Consider the following 21,462-nt stretch of genomic DNA (forward strand, 5'->3'; position numbering starts at 1 on the left):
GAACGGCACAGATCTCACCCGTTTTTCTGGAACGGATAAAACCGATTCTCACGCAGCTCGTGCTCGATCCGCTCCAGGCTCTTGCCCTTGGTCTCCGGCACCAGGTAATAGACGAACACCAGCGCCACCAGGGAAATTCCCGCATACAGCCAGAACGTGCGCGACGCGCCCAGCGACGTCACCAGCGACAACGTGGTGAGGGTCACGATCAGGTCGAAGAACCAATGGCTGAAGGCACCCAGGCTCGCGCCCTTGCCGCGCACGAACAGCGGATACACCTCGGCGTTGACCAGCCAGATGCACACGCCGAAACCGCCGCAGTTGAGCATCATGTATGCGGCCAGGCAGGCCACCACCAGCCAGCGGCTGAAATCGGTGGTCGGCCCCTGGCCCTGGAACAGGTAGCCCATGATCACTAGGGCGACAATGGAGCCGGGGATCATCCACAGCAGGTACGTCCGACGACCGATGCGATCGACAAGGAAGCTACCGATCACCGTCATGATCACCACCAGCACGGTACTCGCGCCGGTACCGAGCACGGCCGCCTCGTCGGAGAACCCCGCCTTGGTAAGGATCGTCGGCGCGTAGTAGATCAGCGCATTGTTGCCAGTGATCTGCGAAAACATGGAGATACCCGCACCGACGATGACCGCCGGCCGCACCCACGGCCGGGCGAGGTCGCGCCAGCTGCCCGATGTTTCGTCGCCCGTGACCGATTCGATATCGCGCACTTCGGCCTCGGCCACCGCCATGTCGCCACGAATGCGCCCGAGCACGCCCAGCGCCTCCTCACGACGACCGCGGACGACCAGCCAGCGCGGGCTCTCGGGCAGCACCAGCATGCCGGCCAGCAGGATCAGAGCGGGCACGACGCCCAGGCCAAACATCCAGCGCCAGTGGTCGCCCAGGACGAAGCCGGTGAAGTACGCCACGGTGATGCCAAACACCACCATGAACTGGAACAGCACCACCATCTTGCCGCGGTGGCGTGCCGGCGCGACCTCCGCGATGTAGACCGGAATGATCTGCGTCGAGCTGCCCGCCGACAGGCCGAGCAGGAAGCGGGACGCGATCAGGGCGCCCACGCTGGGCGACATCGCGGAAGCGATCGAGCCCAGGCCAAACAGCACGCCGACGAAGATCACCATGCGGCGACGGCCGAAGCGGTCCGACAACGGGCCGGTACCAAGGCAACCGAACAGCGCGCCGAGGATGATGGCGCCGGTCACCAGCTGTTTCGTGGTGTCGTCGAGGGCGAACTGTCGCCCCAGGCCGAGCAGCGCGACACCGATCACACCCGTGTCGTAGCCGAACAACAGGCCACCCAGCGCGGCCACCACGGCGATACCTACGACCAGCCCCGTCGATTGGCTGCCGCTTTCTACGGCGGCCTCACTTACCGATTGCATGCGTGCCTCCAGGAAGGATGTAACGGCCCTCGCCCCCGCGAAAGCTGATGGGTCGGCGTCATGCCGTCTCGCCGAGGCTTACCCGCACGCGCAGGTCGGCGCGATGGGCGGTGGCCTGGATGCGTCGTGCGTTGGGTTCGTCGGTGTGTTCGATCCAGTCCAGCGCGTCCTGCCGGCTGCGACCGTAGCGCATGTGGCGTTCGAGCAGCTGCGCCTTGCGCTGCGCATCGTCGACCTCCACCCACCAGGTCTCGTCGAGCAGGTCGCGCACGCCGCGCCAAGGCGTATCGTCGAACAGCAGGTAATTGCCCTCGGTGATCACCACGCGCACATCGGCGGGCACGGCGATCTCGCCCGCGATGGGCTCCTCGATCTCGCGATGGAACGCGGGTGCGTAGATGGTTTCACCCGATACCGGTTCGCGCAGGCGACGGAGCAGCGCGAGGTAACCGTAGGCGTCGAAAGTATCGGGAGCGCCCTTGCGCCCTGCCCGGCCCAGGCGGCCCAGTTCGGCGTTGGCGAGGTGGTAGCCGTCCATCGGCACGTTGACGGCGATATCACCCAGGTGCGCCAGCAGCTGCGCGGAGAGCGTGGACTTGCCGGCCCCGGGAGAGCCGACGATGCCGAGCAGGATGCGGGGTTTGCCGGTGGCGAGCAGCCCGTCGAGGCGGGCCAGGGTCTGGTTGTCGATCATGGGCACACGGATCGGGAGTACCGACGCACCATAGCCGCGCGGATGTAAGAAAGGCGCGAAGGCCGTCGCAGGATGACAACGGCCTTCGCATGCCTGTTCAACGGTGCGTCGGTCCGTGGCAGAGGCATTCGCCATCGTCGTCGGCGTGACCCAGCAGCGACTGCAACAAGCTCTCCGTCGGCGTCCACTCGCCGATGGCGGGATGGATCAGCATCGCCTTGCGGGCTTCCAGACGCTCGTTGTGCAGCACCGACCGAATCGCCGCGCGCTCATAGGCCTTCACCGAACGGACCAGACCATTGACGGCGTCGGGCAGCGGTGCGACCGGGCGCGGCACGATCGAATCCAGGCCGATATCGGACGCGATCTCCACGATGTCGTTCTCGGGAAGGTCGGGAATGGCACCGCGATTGCGCGTGTTCACCACGATGCGTGCGGGTTTGGCACCCGTAAGCGCGCTCATCACGTCGATGGCGATGCGGTGGTAGCCGGTGGCGACGCGGAACGGGTCGCCTTGCAGGCTCACGCCCTGGTCGAAGGCCGAACCGCCCTCGGCTTCCAGCTTCATGTACGAGCCCGAGCGCTGGTTGAGGTAGGCGGCGTAGATGTCCACGGCGGCATCGCCATCGCCCGCGTCGAGGCGACCCTTGAGCGCCGTCAGCAGTTCGTCGTTGAGGCGCTGGATCTCGGCGCCACGGCTGCCGCCCTGCTTGCGCTGGTTCTGCAACGCGCGCGAGCGCTCGTAGTAGAAGAACAGGTACTCGGTGGGAATGAGCCGCAACGTGCGGATCATGTGGAAGTCGAACAGCGGCGCGAGGTAGAGCTGGCGAAGCAGGCTGTCGTCGTCGAGCAAGGTGTCGATCACCTCCTTGCCACGCACCTTGACGCTACGCACCCAGCCCAGGTGGTTGAGGCCGACGTAATCGCATTCCACGTCGTGCGCCGGCTCGCCCAGCGCGCGGGCGATGTTGTGGAACAGCTCGGTCGGCGTATCGCAGATGCCCACGATCTTCGCCTTGCTATGGTCGCTCACCGCCTGGGTGATCAGACCCGCCGGGTTGGTGAAGTTCACCAGCCAGGCGTCCGGGGCGAGGCGTTCCACCAGGCGCGCCTGCTCGATGGCCACGGGAATGGTCCGCAGACCCATGGCGATGCCCGCCGGGCCGGTGGTCTCCTGGCCGGGATATCCGTGTTCGATCGCCGTGCGCTCGTCGGCCGCGCGACCGGCGATGCCGCCGATGCGGATGCTGTTGAGCACGAAATCCGCGCCTTCGATGGTGTCTTCCAGCGAGGTCGCGCCACGCAGGCGAAGGTTGCCGCCGAAACGCGAGACCACCGCCTTGCCCAGGTCCACCATGATCTTCAGGCGGGCCGGGTCCGGGTCGTACAACACCATTTCCGACGCGCCAAGATCCTCGACCGCCTCGTTGACACCGAACACCACCAATGGCGAGCGGACACCGCCGCCGCCGATCAATGCGATCTTACGATACATACGTTTGTTCACGTAACGTCCTCAATTGGGAAGAATCAGGTAGCCCGCTCAGCGCACCCGCGACGGTCGTGCACAGCGCGCCGGCAATACAGGCGCGCTCGACGCAACGATCCAGCGGTTCGTCGTCCAGCAAGGCATCGATGAGTCCGGCGTCGAACGCGTCGCCTGCGCCGGTGGTATCCAGGGCGTCGACACCGGGCGCAGGGACCCTGCGCACGCCTTCGCCGTCGATCAGCAGCGCGCCCTCGTCGCCGAGTTTCAGCACGCCGCGGGTAAGGCCTTCCGCCCATGCCCAGGCGGCATAGGCTTCAGGATCGTCCTCGCCACAGATCAGCGCGGCCTCCTTGCGGTTCGGCAGCAGCAGGTCCACCTCGCGACAGGTCGGAAGGTTTTCCAGGTCGGTCAGCCATTCCGGCGTGTAGCCCACGTCCAGCGACGTGGTGCAGCCTGCCTGGCGCAGGCGCGGCAGGATCGATGCGGCCAGCGCGCGCGGCAGCGGCATGGCGAAATGCACATGGCGCGCGGCCATGAGGTCGGCGAGCACGGCCGGCACCTCCAGCAACTCGACCAGGCCGCGATTGGCGCCGTGCCAACTGAAGAACGAACGGTCTTCGCGCATCGACACGCTCACCGTGGTGCCCGTGCCTTCGGCGCCGAGGCGGATACCGCCCATGCCGACGCCATATTCCGACAGCCGCCCTTCGAACCAATCGAAGTCGGCGTCGCCGATCAGGCCCACCAGGTGCACGCGCCGGCCCAGCCGCGCGAGCCCGCAGGCGGTGTTGACGCTGCCACCGCCGAGTTCACGCATGTAGCGTTGCGCGAACACTTCTTCACCGGGCGCGGGCCAGCGTGCGAAGCCGCCGAAGATATGGTCGGCGTAGATCTCGCCGACCACGGCGACGTCCCATGTTGTCATTCGTTGCGGAAGGGCCATGACCGCGTACTCCGAGCCTGCCAAAGGAAAATGAGGGTGCCGACGACCACCGCGCCCACGGCGACGGACATCGCCCGCCAGCCGCTGGTCGCGACGAGGTAGAGCCAGCCGATCACGCTGATCACGATCGGCAGCGGGTACAGCGGCATGCGGAAGACGTCGGCGTCCGGTCGGCGGCGCCGCAGCGCCACCACCGCGAAACACTGGGCGATGTACTGGAACAGGATCTGCACCACCATCAGCATGGCGATGAGGCTTTCCAGCGAGAGGAAGCAGGCCGCCGCCGAAGCGACGCCCACCACCACGAGCGAGACAGTGGGAAAGCCATCGCGCGGATGCAGTTTCGCGAACGACGGGAAGAACTGGCCGTCCACCGCCGCCGCATAAGGCACGCGCGAATAGCCCAGCAACACGACCAGCGCGGATCCCCAGCTCGCCAGCAAGATCAGGCAAACCGCGATCGTGCCGCCCGTGGAGCCGTGGATCGCCTGCATGAAGTCGGCCACCACCACCTTCGAATGCGCCGCCTGCTCCCACGGCAGCACGCCCAGGATGGACAGGTTGAGGCCGAGGTACAGCAACGCCACCAGCGGGATCGACAGCAGCACGGCAAGCGGGATCGTGCGGCGCGGGTTGCGTACTTCACCACCCAGCATGCACACGTTGTTGTAGCCGCCGTAGTCGTACACCGCGATCAGCGCCACGGCGCCCAGGCCGAGCCAGAAGCCGTGCGAGTCGTCGTTGCGGGCATGGAGGAAGTGTTCCGCCGTGGCCGCGTCGAAGTGCGCGATGCCGCTGCCGACGATCCACACGCAGGCTATGGCCACGATGACCGTGATGCCCAGCGACAGGCGCTGGATGTCGCCCACCTTGCGGTAGAGCACCGCCGTGTTGACCAGGCAAAGCCCAGCCGCCACGACCACCCTGCCCGTCTCGCCCAGCGACGGCACGAGGTAGCCGAAGTACTGCGCGAAACCCACCGCCGCCGAACCGATGGAGAGCGGTGCCGTCAGCAGCGTCTGCCACAGGTAGAGGAAGCCAAACAGGCGCCCCATGCGCTCGCGTCCATAGGCCTCGCGCAGGTAATGGTAGGGGCCGCCGGACTCGGGGATCGTGGAACCCAGCTCCGCCCAGACCATGCCATCGCACAGGCAAAGCAATGCGCCCGCGATCCAGCCGATGAACACCGACGGCCCCGCCAGCGCGGACAACGCGAGCGGAATGGTCACGAACGGACCGATGCCGATCATGTTCAGCACGTTGGCCGACAACCCGCCCCACAGCCCAATGGCGCGCGGTGGCGTGGAGCGTGTGTGCGCGACGTCCCTCATGCGTTCTCCCGATGCAGGTGCGCGGCGGCGCGGATGCGGCCGGCGACGTGGCGATGCAGGTCGAGCACCATCACCTCGTTGTCGCCCGCCTTCAGCCAGGGGCCGGGGCAATACAGCCGCTGCTGCGGCCCAATGCGCCAGTAGCGACCGAGCAGTCGGCCGTTGACCCAGAGATAGCCCTTGTCCCAGTCGGCCATGTCCACATAGACATCGCCGGGGCTGTCCACGTGGAGGTTGCCCTTGAAGAACACGCCTCCGCGCGTCGGCGTGCCGTCGAGGGGACGCAGATGCGCCATCTACGGACCGTCGAGCGGCAACGGCCAGGCCTCGAAACCATCGAGCGCCTTGTCGTCGAGCGATACCGGGCCGGTCAGGCCCTTGTGGTCGCCGACACGCGGGCCGAAGTTGATATGCCCGAAGGTGTCGACCAGGATGTCGAGGCGACGCGCTTCATGCGTCGCATCCGGCAGGGCCAGCGTCGTCTTCGATGACACCGTTGGGTGCTCCACGCGCGACACCACGCCGATCTCCCTGCCATCGACATACACCACCGCGTAGTCGCGGGCAGCCTCCAGGGTCAGCGCGGCACCGGCGGGAATCGTCTTGCGCCAGAGCACGAGGCCCTGATCCTGGCCGAACAGGATTTCGTTCGATACCGGATGCGGCACGTTCACCGCGGCGGGCAGGTTGTCCCACAGTGATGCGAACGGTTCGAGCGAGGTTTCCGCGAACGTCGTCGTGGGCGGCGAGGCAGGCAGTTCCGACGGCTTACGCCCGGTGACCGATGCGATCACGTCGCGCAGGCGGTGGTATTGGGCCGTCGGCTGCCCCGTCTCGTCGATCGGCGCGCCATAGTCGTAGCTGGTGACCACCGGCTGGAACTGCGAGCCGTCATCTTCCGCGTTGGAGCCCGCGGTGAGGCCGAAATTCGTGCCGCCGTGGACAACGTAAAGGTTGAACGAATAGCCCGCCTTCATCACGCTGCGCAGCGTGTCGACATAGTCTTTCGACGCGAAACCCGGTTCGCCCCAATGGGTGAGCCACCCCGGATACCCTTCGCCGACCCAGACCGGTGCCTCGTGGGCAAACAGGTGGCCTTTCTCCAGAATCGGGACCTCGGCGCCGTCCAGTCCCAGCGCCGCGCCAGGCGGATAGGCCTTGCGCCGTAGCAGGTCCTTCCAGCCATCGGAGACCGAGAACGGACCGTCGACGCCGTTCTGTCGCCAGATGTCTTCCAGGTCCGTCAGGTAGGCGATGTCATCGCCCTGCATCGAGTATTCGTTCTCGACCTGGATCATCAGCACCGGGCCGCCGTTCTTCGCCATCAACGGTCGCACCTTCGGGGCGATGGTCGCGATGTAGCGGCGCACCGCCGCCATGTAGACCGAATCGTCGCGTGTGCGCAGTCGCACGTCGGGATCTCGCAGCAACCACGCCGGCAGGCCGCCCAACGTCCATTCGCCGCAGACATAGGGACCGGGCCGCAGGTACACCCACACACCCTCTTCCTGGCACAGCCGCGCAAACGCCGCGAAATCGCGATTGTCGCTGTCCAGGTCGAAGACACCCGGCTCGTGCTCCAGGTGGTTCCACATCACATAGATGGCGATGGTGTTCAAACCCATTGCCTTTGCCATGCGGATGCGGTGCCGCCAGTGCTCGCGCGGGATGCGTGCGGGATGCATCTCGCCGCTATGGATATCGAACGGCTTGCCGTCGAGCAGGAACCGGCGCTGGCCGAACGAAAACGCGTGGGGTCGTCCGTCGGGTATCGGAAACGGCGCCGCCGAGGATGGCGACGACGCCCATCCACGCCCCGCGAAGGCAAGCGGGGCGAGGACCGACACGACGAGGAAGTCGCGCCGGCGCATGGTCAGAACGAGTACTTGACGGTGAACAGCGTGGTCATGCCGGCATCGACGATGTCGGAGTTGACCAGGCTGCTCTTGCCGATATGCGACCAGTACGAGTACTGCTTGGTGAGGTTGGAGATCTGCAGGTCGAATTGCAGACCGTTCTCCATCGCATAACCGGCATGCAGGTCGACGCGACGGGTCGGGCGGATCCACAGGTCATCCCACGGCTGCCCCTGGTTGAGGAAGTCGTAGGTGGACAGGTAGGAGCCCACGTAGTGGTAGCTGAGGTTGAACGAGAAACCATACTTCTCGTAGAACAGCTCGGCGTTGGCCATCGTCTTCGGCGCGGCCTGCAAGCGCTCGTTGCCGAAGCCCGGGCGGCCCAGGTCCACGCTGGAGTTCTGGCGCGTGGCGTTGAGGCTGAAGCCCAGGCCGTCCAGCGGGGTCGGCAGGTCCTGGAACTTCTGGCGCAGGGTCATTTCCAGACCCATCACCTTGCCGTCGCCGCCGTTGGTCGGCGTCTTGATCAACACCGTGCCGGCACCCTGGGTGTTCGGGTTGGCCTGGCCGCCGCCGCTGTCGTAGATGTAGTCCTGAAGTTTCTTGTAGAAGCCCGAGAACGAGAAGTAGCCGCCGCGATCGGTCGTCCACTCGGCCGCGAGGTCGAGGTTGGTGGCCTTGATCGGGTTGAGGTTCGGGTTGCCCTGGGTGATGGTGGTCACGCCGTTGGACACGTTGATCTGCGAACCGCCACCCAGCTGCACGAAGGCCGGACGGGTATAGCTCTGCCACAGGCCGAGGCGATACACCGAGTTCGACGTGGGCCGGTAGTTGACGAACAGGCTGCCCAGCGGCTCGTTGTACACCGTGTGGTTATTGCTGAAGTAGCCCGGCAGTTCGTTGCCGTTGGCGTCCTGCGGGGTGGTCCAGAAGGTGTTGCGGATCGTGGTGTGCTCGAAGCGCACGCCCGGGATGATCTCGACGTCGCCGCGCACGATGGTCGCCGTGGCATAGGCCGCGGTGACGGCCTCGGTGCCGCGCATCGTGTTGCAGTTGAAGTTGTTGACGTAGAGCTGGCTACAGGTATCCAGGTCCGAATCGACCAGGTTCTGGTTGATCAGGTTCTCCACCGCCGAACGGCTCACCTTCGGGGTGCGCCACGGGTACTTGCCCGGGAAGATCGACGAGTAGTAGCCGTCGAAGATACCCAGGTCGCCCAGCGTGGTGGTGCCGTCGTTGATGCCGGCCGTCGACCAGTCGCGGTTGCTGAACTTGCGCGAGCTGTCGCTGTACTTCACGCCGAACTTGATCGCCTGGACCGGGCCGTCTTCGAAGTCGTAGCGCAGGTCCAACTTGGCGCCACCGCGCTTCTGGCCCGAACGGATACGGGTGATCTCGCCGTAGTCGTTCGCATACATGTTCTGGATGTTGTTCACCGAGTTCAGCAGGCCCGGCGTGAGCTGCGGATACGGGAAGTGGCTGCCGCCGTAGCCCATCAACGAGGGCTGGTTGTAGGCGAAGTTGTTCTGCGAGTACTTGTCCTCGCGACCGTCGATTTCCACGTGGTTCGGACGATCGTTGTCGCCGAAGCTCCAGAACACATTCGGCGAGATGGTCCAGCCGCCGGCCGTCTTGTCCGCGCCGAACTGGAAGGTCGCCAGGTCGGCGCGTTCCGGGTTGGTCTCGAACCAGAAGCGGTTGGCGATGCGGCCGATGTTCGGTGTGTACACGCCCGGCGTGCCCGACGGCACATAGGTGACGTTACCCGGCAGCAGCTGGGTGTACGTGGTGTTCTGGTCGGTCAGCGCATAGGCGTAGGTCATCTTCGCGTACGCGCGCAACGTGGGGTCCACGTTCCAGTCGAACGACACGTTGCCGCCGTAGCGACGCTCGAAGCCGGCCGCGATACCTGCGTTGCCGCCGATGCTGGTCAGGTTGCGCGCCGGATCGTAGCCCGGCGCGTTCTTGCCGTCGGCGGTGGCATGCAGGAAGGCCCAGGAGCCGTCGTTGGATGCGCTTTCCGCCGCACCGATCTCGCTGTTGGCGATGTTGCGGTAGTCGTAGTAGCCACTGACGTAGAGGCCGAACTGCTTTTCGTCGCCGAACTTGGTCTGGAATTCGCCGGCCAGGCCGCCACCCAGGCCGCTGTCGCCGTAGTCGCGCGCGCGGCTTTCAACGCGGCCGCTGGCCGTGACGCTGCCGCTGAAGTCCTTCTTGAAATCGAAGGCGCTGGGGGTGCGGAAATCGATGGTGCCACCGATGGCATCGCCGTCCATCTCGGCCGTGGAGGTCTTGTTGAGCACGATCGTCTGCAAGCCTGACGGCGGCAGCAGGCTGAGCTGCACGCTGCGGCTGTACGGCATGCCCTGGGCGACGTTGGCGCCGTTGATCAGGTTGACGTTGTATTCCGACGGCAGGCCACGCACGGAGGCAAACATGCCCTCGCCGCGCGCCGCGCCGTCGATGCCACCGAAGTAGCCCGTACCGGTCGTGGTCACGTTCACGCCGGACATCAGGCCCAGCGCCTCGGCCACGTTGTGGACCGCCGTGTGTTGCAGGTCGGCCGCCGACAGCACGTCCACCGTATTGGTGGAATCCATGCGCATGTTGGTCGCGTCGTAGCGGTTCGCCACCACGCTCATGGCCTTCATCTGCACGGCCTTGTCTTTCTGCGCCGGCTGGTCGTCCTTCTTGGCGGGATCCGGTGCCGGCGCCGTCTGCGCATGCGCCTGCATGCCCAGTCCCAGCGCGGTACACACCGCGATCACCACCGCCCTCTTCGTCATAGCGTTCTTATCGCGCACAGCCAAACCCTCACCCCGAAAGTGTCGTCGAATCGACGCGCACACGGCCCCTACGCCGCGCTTGCGCGTTCCACTGACCAGCGGGATCCGGGATTGCGCGGATACGGCTCGCCGGCCACGCAGTCGATACCTGCGCGGTCCGGGGCCGTCCGATGCAAGGACGTGCCGATCAGTTGATGAACTGGAAAATCAGACGAGGGACGTGGGCGGGGAATAGCCGGCCAGGGACTTGCCGCGGGCGCGCAGGGCGCTCAGCTTGGCGCGAGCGAGAATGGGCAGGCCGCAAGCCATGACATGCACGAGCGGAACCCGCGCCTGTGCGCAGCCAGCGATATCGCTATTGGATGGGGCACGAAGCATGAAGCTGTCCCGAGGATCGCGGCTGCTAGAAAACCGGCCATGCCCCAAGCATGACCGGAGAAACACGCGGATGGACGTCCAATTCGAGGGGACGAGCCATGGCGTGGATAAAGATATACCGCAGCGCCGATACACCGGTCAACGGACAATTTTGCTGTATTTTTTCCTTGCTGCACAGCAGCATGGACGTTTCCAAGCACGTATTAACTTGCCGAAAAGCGACCTATGTCACACCACGACGGCCTTCACGCGGCCTTCGCGAGACACTGTCCGCGGACACTTTTGAATCGTGGAAAACATCGATAACCCACTTCGGGCTGAATGAATCGCACGAATCTGCTGCGATGCAGGATGACAGACGCATGTCACTCCCTCATCCTGCCGCCGCCGACGCAATGGGGAGCGCGGCCAATGTCCATCAAACGCAGGGATAACGATGAATCGTCGCCATCAGACGCGGTCCGGCACCGCGCCCGTTCTTCGTATGCGTCCGCTCGTCACCGCCTGCTTCGTCGCGTGCCTGACCATGGCCGGTACCGCGAACGCGCAGGATTCGGAAGCCGACACGAAGAAACCCGCCACGAACGACAAGGCCGCGAAAGACAAGGCCGCCAAAGACAGGCGCCCGGCGAATCCGGACAGCGCAAGCAACCTCGACGCGGTGGTGGTCACGGGCATCCAGGCCAGCATCCAGAATGCGCTGAAGGCCAAGCAGAACTCCAACAACATCATCGAGGCGATTTCCGCCGAGGACATCGGCAAGCTGCCTGACAGCAGCATCGCCGAAAGCCTCGCACGCGTCTCCGGCCTCGCTACCCAGCGCGTGGACGGCCGGGCCAACCAGATTTCCATCCGTGGCCTTTCGCCGGATTTCGCCGGCACCACGCTCAATGGTCGCGAGCAGGCCACCATCGGTGAAAACCGCGGCGTCGACTTCGATCAGTACCCTTCCGAATTGATCAGCGGCGCGGCGATCTACAAGACGCCCGACGCCAGCCTCATCGGCCAGGGCCTGTCCGGCACCGTCGATCTGCACACGATCCGTCCGCTGGACCTGCCCAAGCGTGCCATCGCCGCCAACCTGCGCGGCGAGACCACCAGCAACGGCAACCTCAACCATGGCAGCGGCGTCGGCGACATGGGGCACCGTGCGAGCTTCTCGTACATCGACCAGTATTTCGACCATACGCTGGGCGTGGCCGTGGGTCTGGCACAGCTGGATTCGCCCATCCAGGAAAAGCAGTCGCAGGCCTGGTGGTGGGGCATGAACAACGGCCCGGGAAGTGCCGAGGATGTGTGGCACTCGCCGCATACCGTGGGCTTGCCGAACAACGTGATTGCTCAGGAAGGCATGCAGGTCCGTGCAAAATCGGAAAACCAGGTGCGCAATGGCCTGATGACGGTGATCGAGTGGGCGCCGGACGACCACTACCATTCCACGCTCGACCTGTACTACTCCACGTTCAACGAGAAGACCTACCTCAACGGTGCGCAGTGGTCGAGCAGCCCTGACGACCATATCGCCTACTCCAATCTCGGCATCACGCCGTCGCAGCCCTACCCCATCGTCACCAGCGGCCACATGGAAGGCCTGTTGCCGATGCTTCAGAACGACTACAGCCGTGAACACGACAAGCTGTTCTCCGTGGGCTGGAACAACCAGTACGACTTCGGCAATGGATGGGTGGTAACGGCCGACCTCTCCTACTCCAGCGCGAAGCGACGTCTGCACGATGCCTATCTCTTCGCAGGCCTTCCGGGGCAGCAGACGGCATCGGCGGATTTCGCCACCAAGATCGGCTACGACTTCCCGCGTTTCTACCCGGGCGTGGATTTGTCCGATCCCTCGATCGTCCAGTTCACCGACCCCAAGGCCTATGGCTACGACGGTCGCGAAGAGCAGGACCGCCAGCGCGACACCATCAAGGCCTTCCGCTTCGAGGTAAGCCACCCGGTCGGCTGGATCTTCAGCGATGTCAATATCGGCGTGAACTACTCCGAGCGGAAGAAGGACAAGCAGGCGGATGTATGGCTTGCCTACCTGACGGGCAACGGCAGCACGAACAGCACCTACCAGCCGGGCATGGGTGCACCAATCGATCCGGATACGTTCAGCGGTATCACCGACCTGGGCTACGCCGGCATCGGGCCGATCCTGAACTACGATGTGTTGCGTGCGCTGTACAGCAATAAGTTCTACCTCGTCGACCGTAATCGCGAGGGCGACTGGAGCCGCAACTACACGGTGCGCGAACGCGTGCCCGTGGCCTACGTGAAGTTCAACATTGACACCCACCTAGGCGACGTGCCCCTGCGCGGCAATGTCGGCGTGCAGGTGGTGCGTACCGACCAGTCGTCGCAGGCGTTGCAGACCAATGGCGATACGCTTGTGGGTCGGCTCTCGTCCGGCACCAAGTACACCAAGGTGCTGCCCAGCCTGAACCTCTCCGCCGAAATCGCCGATAAGCAGTACCTGCGCTTCGGCTTCGCCAAGACACTGGCCCGTGGACGCATCGACGATGAGAAGGTCGCGAGCTCGGCCAGCGTGGATCGTGTCGAGCAAGGCCCCGCCGCCGGACAGGTGCTCTGGTCAGGCAGCGGCGGCAACGCAAAGTTGAAGCCGTATGTCGCCGTGGGTACCGACCTGTCCTGGGAAAAATACTTCGGCACGTCGAGCTATGTCGCGGCGGCGGTGTTCAACAAGAATCTGCTGAACTACATCTATAACGAGACGACGCTCGATTACGACTTCTCGGGATACATCAACGACACGCCGTCGCTGGTGCCGACCAGCACACGGGGTTCGTTCACCCGTCCGCAGAACGGCACCGGTGGTCGGATGCAGGGCCTGGAGTTGTCCGGTGCCCTGGAAGGTGCTCTCGTGTCGCGGGCACTGGATGGCTTCGGCGTGCAGGCGAACTTCTCGCTGACCAACAGCAACCTGCCGGTCAGCGCCGTGTCCTCGATTCCAGGCGGCCCGTCCACCCTGCCCGGCCTGTCGCGCAAGGTGGCGAACCTGGCGTTCTATTACGAGAAGTACGGCTGGTCGGTGCGTATCGCCGAGCGTTATCGCTCGTCGTTCACGGGCGAGACGATTCCGCTGTTCGACCAGTTGGGGTACACCAAGGTACTGGCCGACAAGCAGACGGATTTCCAGCTGGGCTATGCGTTCGAGCATGGGCCGTGGAACGGGTTGTCCCTGCTGTTGCAGGTGAACAACCTGACCAATACGCCGGTGAAGACCGAGCAGATCGCCGGCCTGCCGAACGGTGTGAAGGTCGCCAGGCCGCTGGAATACGACACCTTCGGCCGCACGATCATGTTCGGGGTGAACTACAAGCTATGACTGGCCGGCTGCCGCCGGGTCGCGAGCAAGCTCGCTCCTACAAAAAACGGGTGTCTGACCATCACGCCAGCCCTTGTAGGAGCGCGCTTGCGCGCGATCCGGCGGCAGCCGGCCCGTTCGCGGCATGCCGGCTAACGCCGGATCGCGCGCAAGCTCGCTCCTACAACAGCAGCAGAGGCCGGGATCAATCCAGCGATCGGCCTTTGCGCCAGTAGCCCATCAGGTTCATCGCCTTGCGGTCCACGCCGCGTTCGTTGACCAGGTGGCGGCGAATATCAAGAACGGCCGCCGCTTCGCCCGCGATCCAGGCGTAGAACGTGGTTTCGCCACCGCTGGCCTGTTCCCAAAGGATGTCGTTGTCCACATCCACGTCGGGCAACGCGTCGTTCTGCCCGGAGGTGGGCAACGGGATGCCACGCAAGGCTTCGAGCAACCGCTGCCCGTAATCCTGACCGCCATCGCGCGGCAGCCAGTGCACCGACAAGCCTTCCAGCGGCGACAACGGCACCGCATCCGCTTCGGTCGGCACCTCGATCAAGGCGTCGATTCGCGGTCGTGCCGACGACGCGGCGATGTGGTCGACAATGGACGCCACTGCGGGCAGCGCGCTCTCGTCGGCCAGGATCAACACGCGATCGACACCTTCCGGCGGATGCCACTCATAGCCGCGCGGATCGTCCAGTGCGGCCTCCGTCGGCGCGTACAACACCATCGGATCGCCCTCACCCGCTTCCAGCGCCCAGCGCGATGCGGGTCCGATACTGCCATGCACGGCGAAGTCGATATCGACCTCCGTCTCCCCGCTGCGCAACGCTCGGATCGTATAGGTACGCATGGCGGGCTTCGCCACGTCGTCAAGCGCACGGAACTGCGCGATCCAGTCGGAACCACGCGGTATTTCGGGCTTTTGCCCCGCTATTTCGGGAAAGAACATCTTGATGCGCTGGTCCGGGCCGGGGAACGTCATCCCGCCGACGTCTTCACCTGTGAAGACAAAACGCACCATCGAAGGACTCAACACGACGCGGCGCTTCACCACCACGTCGAAGAAACGATAACTGTCAGCCATGACCACTCCAGACAAACGCACCCGGATCGGGGCGCCAGGGAAGTGGCTGCGTCGACCGGCATGCGGCGCGTGGCTGGGTGGAAAGTCTGCGCCCCTCGAACGGGGATCGCAAGTCGCGCAAGGTGAATCGAGGCGTGCGCCAGGCGCACGCCTCGACATGTCGTCACTGCTTGCCTTCGAGTTCCTTCGCCAGTTCGGGCAGGTGATACACCTTCCGCACCGATTCCAGCAACGCCGCCGAATCCACGGCGACGGCACGATTCACGCTGCTGTCGAAGGTGAAGTCGCCACCCAGCGAATGGATGTTGCCATCGAAGATCAGGCCGATCGCATGACCGTCGCGATCGATGACCGGGCTACCCGAATTGCCGCCGATGATGTCGTTATCGGTAACGAAGTCGAACGGCGTGGAAAGATCCAGCGACGCCTTCGCCTTCAACCAGCTATCCGGCAGGCGGAACGGATCGGCACCCGTCGCGCGGGTATAGGCCCCCGCGAAATCCGTAAAAGGCGCCACGTCCTTACCCTTCTCCTTCCAGCCGACCACCTTGCCGAAGCTCAGGCGCGGCGTGAACGTGGCGTCCGGGTAGTTCGACGTCCCATCACGTGCGAAACGCGCCTTGGCAATGGCTTCCTCGGCCTTCGAGGTCGGTGCCAGCACTTCGTCTTCGTAACGCTTGCGCACGGCGCGTGCTTCGGGATCGATCGACCGCGCAAGCACGATCATCGGATCGGTCGACGCGGCGATGGCCTTCGCACCACCGTCCCACAGCGCCTTGCGTGCCGCTGGATCGCCGAGCTTCGTGCCCTTGACCAGCGAGTCCGCGAACTGCGCGGGCGAGCGCGTGCCCAGCACCTGCTTCACGAACAGGTCGTCCGCGCCGAGGGTCTGGCGCATCTTCTCCAGCGACCAGCTCATCAGCGTGGTCTCGAACGCCGGATACACCGGCGCGGTGGAGGCGACCTGCTGTTCCAGTGCGGGCAGGTTCGCGTCGCGATATTCCGGCAGGCGCTCGCCATCGGGCTTGGCACGCTCGGCCGCCGCGCGCACCAGCGTACGGGCCTGCATGAACAACTGGCCGCCGATATCGAAGCCGCGACCATTCTCGATCACGTTGAAGCGATCGCGGAGATCACGCCCTTTCACCTGGGCCTTTTCAAGATCCGCCCACGGGTCGCCGAACGACTCGCGCCGACCGGCATCCGAAACGATCCACTGGCGAAGCGACGCGTCGGCCTGCTGCTTCGATTGCTCGAAACGCTTGTCCGTCAGCGTGTCCAGCCAGCCGTGATAGACCTTCAGCGAGTTGTCCAGGCCGAACAGCAGGTCCTGCGCCTGCTTGGCCTGCTCGTCGCCGCGGCGACCGTATTCCCACAGCACGCCGCGCAGTTCGGAGATGAAGGCCACCGACGGCACCAGCTTGTGATCGCGCATATCCTCCAGTTGCACCCACGGCACCGCGCGCTGGGTCGAACCGGGATTGCCCACCACGAAGGTCATGTCCCCCGCTTTGGGCCCCTTCGGCGAGAACGGCAGGTAGTCCGGCGTCTTCGCCGGCTTGCCGTCCACATAGGCGCGGAAGAAGGTCACGTCGAGGTCGTAGCGCGGAAAATTGAAGTTGTCCGGGTCGCCGCCAAAAAAGGCGATGGACTGTTCCGGTGCGAACACCAGGCGCACGTCCTGGAAGCGACGGTACTTGTACAGCGCATAGCGGCCGCCGTTGTAGAGCTTCACCACATCGCAGCGCCACGCCTTCGCGTCGCCGGCCACGCAGCCCTTCTCGATATCGCTTTCGACGGCGCGCTCGGCCTTGATCCGCTCGGCGCCGTCCTTCTTGGCCAGCGCACCGAGCACCTTGTCGGTGACATCGGTGAGCGTGTCCAGCTGGTTGAGTTCTACCTCCGGGCACTTGGGCTCGTCTTCGCGCTTCGCGGCGGCGAAGCCGTTTTCCATGTAATTGCCCTTGGTCGACAGCTGCGACAGGCAGGTATTGGCGCAGTGGTGGTTGGTCATCACGAGGCCGTCAGGCGACACGAAGGAACCCGAGCACCCCTCGGCCAGGCGCACCGTCGCCTTCTGCACGCGGGCGATCCACGCCGCGTCGGGCGCGAAGCCGTAGCGCTCCTTCATCTGCTGCAATGGCAGGTGGTCCAGGGTCCACATGCCTTCGTCGGCAAACGCCGCCGGTGCGACCACCAGCAGCGCGCCCAACACCGTTCCCTTCAGGTAGCGCATCGTCGTCTGACCTCATGAACGCGGCCGCCGGGATGGCGACCAGAAACGTTACTAAGTAACATAACTGTCCAGACAGGGAGCCTGCGGGAAGTCATGGTACGCCTCAGGCGGCCTTGAGCCCCGGAAAGATCAGGGTGGCGGCTTCCAACAGCGCGGCGACCTCGGGCCGGGCCAGCGCATGGCCGATCAGCACCAACCGAGTGCCGGTCGGGCCCGCTGGCATACGCTCCGCGGGATAGGCCACGCCCTGCACCGCATGCACGACGCGCGGGGCGTCGTCGCCGATCACCTGGACGATGCCCTTGAGGCGCAGCAGCGAAGGGCCGGCCGTCGCCAGCAACAAGTCGAGCCAGCCGGCGAAGGCTTCTTCGTCGACCGGGGTGTCGAGCGTGATGGAACGCGTCGGCATGGTCGTATGACGACCTTCCGCCTCGTGTTCTGGCTGGACCAGGCGCCAGGACACGGGTCGAAACGCGAAGGGATCGTCGGTGACAGGGTCGACGAGGGAAGCCAACGGGTTGGTTTCCCGTACCCATGCTTCGACGCAGGATGCCTTGCCGTCGTCCACGCGGTCGCGCTTGCTGAGCACAAGGCGGTCGGCCGCCTCCACCTGGCTCGTCACCTCTGGCTGGGTAAGACACAGGTCGAGCGCGTTCTCCGCGTCCACCACGGTAACCACGCCGGCCAGGCGGTAATGCGCCGCCACGCGATGGTCGCGATGCAGGGTGCGCGTAATGCTGCCCGGTGTCGCCAGCCCCGTGGTTTCCACCACCACCCTACCGAACTGCCGCTGCCCGTTGCGGGAGAACCGCCAGATCGCATCGGCCAGCGTCCGCCCGAGATCGCCGTTGAGCGAACAGCAGACACAGCCGCCGGCCAGCTCCACCACGCCATCGTCGTGGGCATGCACCATCAGGGCGTGATCGAGCCCGACATCGCCGAATTCGTTGACCACGACCAGCGTCGCGGGATCGTCCTCGCGCGCGAGCACGCGATTGAGCAGGGTCGTCTTGCCACTGCCCAGGAAGCCGGTGAGCACGAAGACGGGCACGCGGTCGTCGAGCGAGGGGGGAATGCGTACGGTGCCGGGGGTGAGGGAGCCTTCGGGGTTCATGGCCCGATGTTACATTATTACGATTGCGCATTCGCCTGATCGTCGGGTTCCGAACAGGCCCAGCACGGGATGCTGACCTGGCAGCAGACTTCCTCGTCGACATAGGTCACCACGCCCAGTCCCTGGCAGATGGGGCACGGTTCGTCAGTGGTCGGCATGGCCTGTCCTCGCGATCTTGATACGGCCTTTATACGCCGGTCGCGCATCTGCGTACCGTCTTGAAGGGGCGACTCCTACGCTGCTCGCATCCTCACAGCGGAGTACCTCCATGCGCTTCCCATCCACCGCGACCGCCGCGCCATGAGCTGGCTCGGCGGTCTTCTTCTCGTCGCGCTGTTCGCCTACCTGGGCTACGCGCTGATCAAGCCCGAGCGGTTCTGACCGCTCTTATCGGGGATGTTATGAACGACATCGTCTTTCTCGCGGTGGCGGCGATCTTCTTCGTCGTGACCGCCCTGTTCGTCGTCGCGCTGGATCGGATCTGAAGCCATGTCCGTCAATCTCGTCCAGTTCGCCCTCGTGCTCGCCGCCATGGCCGCCCTCGTGGTGGTCGCCGGCCGCTGGCTCACCCACGTGCTGACGGACAAGGCGCATGCCCTGCCTGAACGCCTCACCTATCGCCTGCTCGGCGTCGATGCCGACAGCGGCATGGACTGGAAGCGCTACGGCGTCGCCCTGGTACTTAGCAACGCCGCCATGATGCTGCTCGGCTACCTGCTGCTGCGCGTGCAATCCCTGCTGCCCTTCGACGCATTGCAGCGCCCATCGCAGACACCCGACCTCGCCTTCAACACGGCGGCGTCGTTCATCACCAACACCAACTGGCAGTCCTATTCGGGCGAATCCAGCCTGTCCAACTTCTCGCAGATGGCGGTCATCACCTTCCTGATGACGGTGAGCGTGGCCTCCGGCGTCGCCGGTTGCGCGGCCTTCATCCGTGGCCTCGCCCAGCGCGAAGCCCGCGACGTGGGCAATTACTGGGTGGATTTCACCCGCGTCACCTGGCGCGTGCTGCTGCCGATCTGCCTGCTGCTCTCGCTGGTGTACGTCTGGCAGGGCATGCCGCAGACGCTGGCCAGCAGCGTCGACGCGACTACGTTGGAAGGCACCGTGCAGCACATCGTCACCGGCCCGGTCGCGAGCCTGGAGGCGATCAAGCACATCGGCACCAACGGCGGTGGCTTCTTCGGCATGAACGCCGCGCATCCGTTCGAGAACCCCACGCCACTGACGAACACGCTGCACATGCTCGCGATGTTCCTCGTGCCCTCGGCGCTCACCTATGCCTTCGGCCGTATGCTGTCGCGTCGCCGCCAAGGCTGGGCCTTCCTTGCCGCCTTCGTGGTGATGTTCGTGGGTTTCCTGTCCGTGGTGTACACCGCCGAGCAACACGGAAACCCTGCCTTCGCCACCATGGGCATCGACCAGCAGGCCGGCGCCATGCAGGCCGGCGGCAACATGGAAGGCAAGGAAACGCGTTTCGGCATCGCCCAGACCAGCGCCTTCGTCGCCGTGACCACGGCCGCCACCACGGGCTCGGTGGACGCGATGCACGACTCGCTCACGCCGCTGGGCGGCCTCGTGCCGCTGTCGCTGATGATGCTCAACGATGTGTTCGGCGGCGTCGGTGTCGGCTTCATCAACCTCGTGGCCTACGCGATCCTCACGGTGTTCCTCGTCGGCATGATGATCGGCCGCACGCCCGAGTTCCTGGGCAAGAAGATCGAGGCGCGCGAGATCAAGTACGTGATGATCGCCGTGCTCGCCCATCCGTTCTGCATCCTCGGCTTCACCGCGCTCGCCGCCGTCTGGCCCGACGCACCAGCCAGTCTGGCGAACATGGGGCCGCACGGTTTCAGCGAGCTGATCTACGCCTACACCTCGGGTACCGCCAACAACGGTTCCGCCTTCGCCGGCCTCAACGCCAACACGCCGTTCTTCAACACCACGATCGGCCTGGCGATGCTGTTCGGTCGCTACTTCACGCTGCTGCCCATGCTCGCCGTGGCCGGTTCGCTGGCGATCAAGCGCAACGTACCTGAAAGCCAGGGCACGCTGCCCACCGCGACGCCGCTGTTCACCGGCCTGCTGATCTTCGTGATCCTCGTCGTCGGTGGCCTGACCTTCCTTCCCGCCCTCGCCCTGGGGCCGATCGTCGAGCACCTCGCGATGCTCGTCGGCCAAACCTTCTGAGGCCATGCCATGACTTCCCCACTCGTTCGTCCCGTCCTCGTCTCCGCCGTGCTGTTCATGGCGGTGACCGGGCTCGGCTATCCCCTGGCCAGCACGGCGCTGGCCAAGGCGTTCTTTCCGCGCCAGGCCGCCGGCAGCGTCGTCATGCGTGGTGACACGCCGGTCGGCTCCGCCCTGATCGGCCAGGACTTCCACCAGCCGGGTTACTTCCACCCGCGTCCCAGCGTCACCGGCAACACGTCGTACGACGCGGCGTCGAGTGGTGCGAGCAACCTGGGGCCGACCAGCGCCAAGCTGCTCGACGCCGTGCGCCAACGCGCCGACGCATACCGCCACGAGAACGGCCTGCTGGCTGGCGCGCCGGTCCCCGTGGACGCCGTGACGGCGTCGGCGTCGGGGCTCGATCCCGACATCACGCTCGCCAACGCGCATGCCCAGGCCCAGCGTGTCGCCACGTCCCGCCACCTGCCCCTGCCGCGCGTCGTCGCCCTCATCGATGCGCAGGCACAAGGCCGCCAGCTCGGCTTGCTCGGCGAGCCGCGCGTCAATGTCCTCGCCCTCAACCTCGCCCTCGACGCTTCGGCGTCGGCGGGCAAGCCGTGATCCGGAGATGCC

Annotated in this window: 17 protein-coding genes; 3 read left to right on the forward strand and 14 right to left on the reverse strand. The window is 65.2% G+C overall.

All coding sequences use genetic code 11. The features are described from left to right. Positions 1-14 precede the first annotated feature (14 nt). From GAK28_RS09150 to GAK28_RS09190, 9 genes are all read right to left on the reverse strand, one after another. Positions 15-1,412 (reverse strand): sugar porter family MFS transporter, encoded by a 1,398-nt coding sequence (locus GAK28_RS09150; protein ID WP_291777480.1) that lies wholly within the window; start codon positions 1,410-1,412, stop codon positions 15-17. Positions 1,413-1,470: 58 nt separating this feature from the next. Continuing rightward, entirely contained in the window at positions 1,471-2,106 is a 636-nt protein-coding gene (locus GAK28_RS09155) for a nucleoside/nucleotide kinase family protein (RefSeq protein WP_291777482.1), read from the reverse strand. A 97-nt stretch (positions 2,107-2,203) separates the two neighbouring features. Next, complete coding sequence (locus tag GAK28_RS09160) at positions 2,204-3,601, reverse strand: 6-phospho-beta-glucosidase (protein WP_291777548.1); 1,398 nt, start codon at positions 3,599-3,601, stop codon at positions 2,204-2,206. Continuing rightward, complete coding sequence (locus tag GAK28_RS09165; RefSeq protein ID WP_291777485.1) at positions 3,591-4,520, reverse strand: carbohydrate kinase family protein; 930 nt, start codon at positions 4,518-4,520, stop codon at positions 3,591-3,593. Before GAK28_RS09165 ends, GAK28_RS09160 begins: the two co-directional genes overlap by 11 nt. Then, positions 4,517-5,869: an APC family permease gene (locus GAK28_RS09170; RefSeq protein ID WP_291777487.1), complete on the reverse strand. Its 1,353-nt coding sequence runs from the start codon at positions 5,867-5,869 to the stop codon at positions 4,517-4,519. Before GAK28_RS09170 ends, GAK28_RS09165 begins: the two co-directional genes overlap by 4 nt. Next, positions 5,866-6,165: a hypothetical protein gene (locus GAK28_RS09175; RefSeq protein ID WP_291777489.1), complete on the reverse strand. Its 300-nt coding sequence runs from the start codon at positions 6,163-6,165 to the stop codon at positions 5,866-5,868. The genes GAK28_RS09170 and GAK28_RS09175 overlap by 4 nt, the downstream gene beginning before the upstream one ends. After that, the gene (locus GAK28_RS09180; protein WP_291777491.1) at positions 6,166-7,740 is read right to left on the reverse strand and encodes a beta-galactosidase; all 1,575 of its coding nucleotides are present in this window, start codon (positions 7,738-7,740) and stop codon (positions 6,166-6,168) included. It abuts the gene before it with no gap. Positions 7,741-7,742: 2 nt separating this feature from the next. Further along, positions 7,743-10,511, reverse strand: coding sequence for a TonB-dependent receptor (locus tag GAK28_RS09185; protein ID WP_291777493.1), 2,769 nt, complete (start codon positions 10,509-10,511; stop codon positions 7,743-7,745). Between the two features lie 207 nt (positions 10,512-10,718). Beyond that, the gene (locus GAK28_RS09190; RefSeq protein WP_291777496.1) at positions 10,719-10,889 is read right to left on the reverse strand and encodes a hypothetical protein; all 171 of its coding nucleotides are present in this window, start codon (positions 10,887-10,889) and stop codon (positions 10,719-10,721) included. A gap of 436 nt (positions 10,890-11,325) precedes the next feature. Between GAK28_RS09190 and GAK28_RS09195 the strand changes: the two genes are divergently transcribed. Next, positions 11,326-14,235, forward strand: a complete 2,910-nt coding sequence (locus GAK28_RS09195; protein WP_291777499.1) for a TonB-dependent receptor — start codon at positions 11,326-11,328, stop codon at positions 14,233-14,235. A 184-nt stretch (positions 14,236-14,419) separates the two neighbouring features. Here GAK28_RS09195 and GAK28_RS09200 read toward each other — a convergent pair whose 3' ends face one another. The 5 genes from GAK28_RS09200 to GAK28_RS09220 all read right to left on the reverse strand — a co-directional run bounded on the left by GAK28_RS09200 (position 14,420) and on the right by GAK28_RS09220 (position 19,145). Next, on the reverse strand, positions 14,420-15,304 hold the full coding sequence (locus tag GAK28_RS09200) for a siderophore-interacting protein (protein ID WP_291777502.1): 885 nt from the start codon (positions 15,302-15,304) through the stop codon (positions 14,420-14,422). Positions 15,305-15,467: 163 nt separating this feature from the next. Further along, positions 15,468-17,540 (reverse strand): S46 family peptidase, encoded by a 2,073-nt coding sequence (locus GAK28_RS09205; RefSeq protein ID WP_291777505.1) that lies wholly within the window; start codon positions 17,538-17,540, stop codon positions 15,468-15,470. A 103-nt stretch (positions 17,541-17,643) separates the two neighbouring features. Further along, complete coding sequence (locus GAK28_RS09210) at positions 17,644-18,654, reverse strand: GTP-binding protein (RefSeq protein ID WP_291777507.1); 1,011 nt, start codon at positions 18,652-18,654, stop codon at positions 17,644-17,646. Positions 18,655-18,671: 17 nt separating this feature from the next. Then, positions 18,672-18,812, reverse strand: a complete 141-nt coding sequence (locus GAK28_RS09215) for a hypothetical protein (protein ID WP_291777509.1) — start codon at positions 18,810-18,812, stop codon at positions 18,672-18,674. A gap of 192 nt (positions 18,813-19,004) precedes the next feature. Next, positions 19,005-19,145, reverse strand: coding sequence for a hypothetical protein (locus GAK28_RS09220; protein ID WP_291777512.1), 141 nt, complete (start codon positions 19,143-19,145; stop codon positions 19,005-19,007). On the opposite strand from GAK28_RS09220, the gene kdpA reads away from it, so the two are divergent. Next, positions 19,144-20,847 (forward strand): potassium-transporting ATPase subunit KdpA, encoded by a 1,704-nt coding sequence (gene kdpA, locus GAK28_RS09225; protein ID WP_291777515.1) that lies wholly within the window; start codon positions 19,144-19,146, stop codon positions 20,845-20,847. The two genes, GAK28_RS09220 and kdpA, sit on opposite strands and share 2 nt — an antisense overlap. A 9-nt stretch (positions 20,848-20,856) precedes the next feature. Further along, positions 20,857-21,450, forward strand: a complete 594-nt coding sequence (gene kdpC / locus GAK28_RS09230; protein ID WP_291777518.1) for a potassium-transporting ATPase subunit KdpC — start codon at positions 20,857-20,859, stop codon at positions 21,448-21,450. Positions 21,451-21,462: the final 12 nt, after the last annotated feature.

This window comes from Luteibacter sp., assembly GCF_009912395.1.
Taxonomy (GTDB): Bacteria; Pseudomonadota; Gammaproteobacteria; order Xanthomonadales; family Rhodanobacteraceae; genus Luteibacter.

Bases quoted from the DNA above. Each gene is read 5' to 3' on its own strand.
- GAK28_RS09190 (WP_291777496.1), bottom strand. From the start codon at position 10,889: ATGCTTCGTGCCCCATCCAATAGCGATATCGCTGGCTGCGCACAGGCG.
- GAK28_RS09195 (WP_291777499.1), top strand. From the start codon at position 11,326: ATGAATCGTCGCCATCAGACGCGGTCCGGCACCGCGCCCGTTCTTCGT.
- GAK28_RS09150 (WP_291777480.1), bottom strand. From the start codon at position 1,412: ATGCAATCGGTAAGTGAGGCCGCCGTAGAAAGCGGCAGCCAATCGACG.
- kdpC (WP_291777518.1), top strand. From the start codon at position 20,857: ATGACTTCCCCACTCGTTCGTCCCGTCCTCGTCTCCGCCGTGCTGTTC.
- kdpA (WP_291777515.1), top strand. From the start codon at position 19,144: ATGTCCGTCAATCTCGTCCAGTTCGCCCTCGTGCTCGCCGCCATGGCC.
- GAK28_RS09185 (WP_291777493.1), bottom strand. From the start codon at position 10,511: ATGACGAAGAGGGCGGTGGTGATCGCGGTGTGTACCGCGCTGGGACTG.
- GAK28_RS09155 (WP_291777482.1), bottom strand. From the start codon at position 2,106: ATGATCGACAACCAGACCCTGGCCCGCCTCGACGGGCTGCTCGCCACC.
- GAK28_RS09175 (WP_291777489.1), bottom strand. From the start codon at position 6,165: ATGGCGCATCTGCGTCCCCTCGACGGCACGCCGACGCGCGGAGGCGTG.
- GAK28_RS09215 (WP_291777509.1), bottom strand. From the start codon at position 18,812: ATGCCGACCACTGACGAACCGTGCCCCATCTGCCAGGGACTGGGCGTG.
- GAK28_RS09200 (WP_291777502.1), bottom strand. From the start codon at position 15,304: ATGGCTGACAGTTATCGTTTCTTCGACGTGGTGGTGAAGCGCCGCGTC.
- GAK28_RS09165 (WP_291777485.1), bottom strand. From the start codon at position 4,520: ATGACAACATGGGACGTCGCCGTGGTCGGCGAGATCTACGCCGACCAT.
- GAK28_RS09160 (WP_291777548.1), bottom strand. From the start codon at position 3,601: ATGTATCGTAAGATCGCATTGATCGGCGGCGGCGGTGTCCGCTCGCCA.
- GAK28_RS09205 (WP_291777505.1), bottom strand. From the start codon at position 17,540: ATGCGCTACCTGAAGGGAACGGTGTTGGGCGCGCTGCTGGTGGTCGCA.
- GAK28_RS09210 (WP_291777507.1), bottom strand. From the start codon at position 18,654: ATGAACCCCGAAGGCTCCCTCACCCCCGGCACCGTACGCATTCCCCCC.
- GAK28_RS09170 (WP_291777487.1), bottom strand. From the start codon at position 5,869: ATGAGGGACGTCGCGCACACACGCTCCACGCCACCGCGCGCCATTGGG.
- GAK28_RS09220 (WP_291777512.1), bottom strand. From the start codon at position 19,145: ATGGCTTCAGATCCGATCCAGCGCGACGACGAACAGGGCGGTCACGAC.
- GAK28_RS09180 (WP_291777491.1), bottom strand. From the start codon at position 7,740: ATGCGCCGGCGCGACTTCCTCGTCGTGTCGGTCCTCGCCCCGCTTGCC.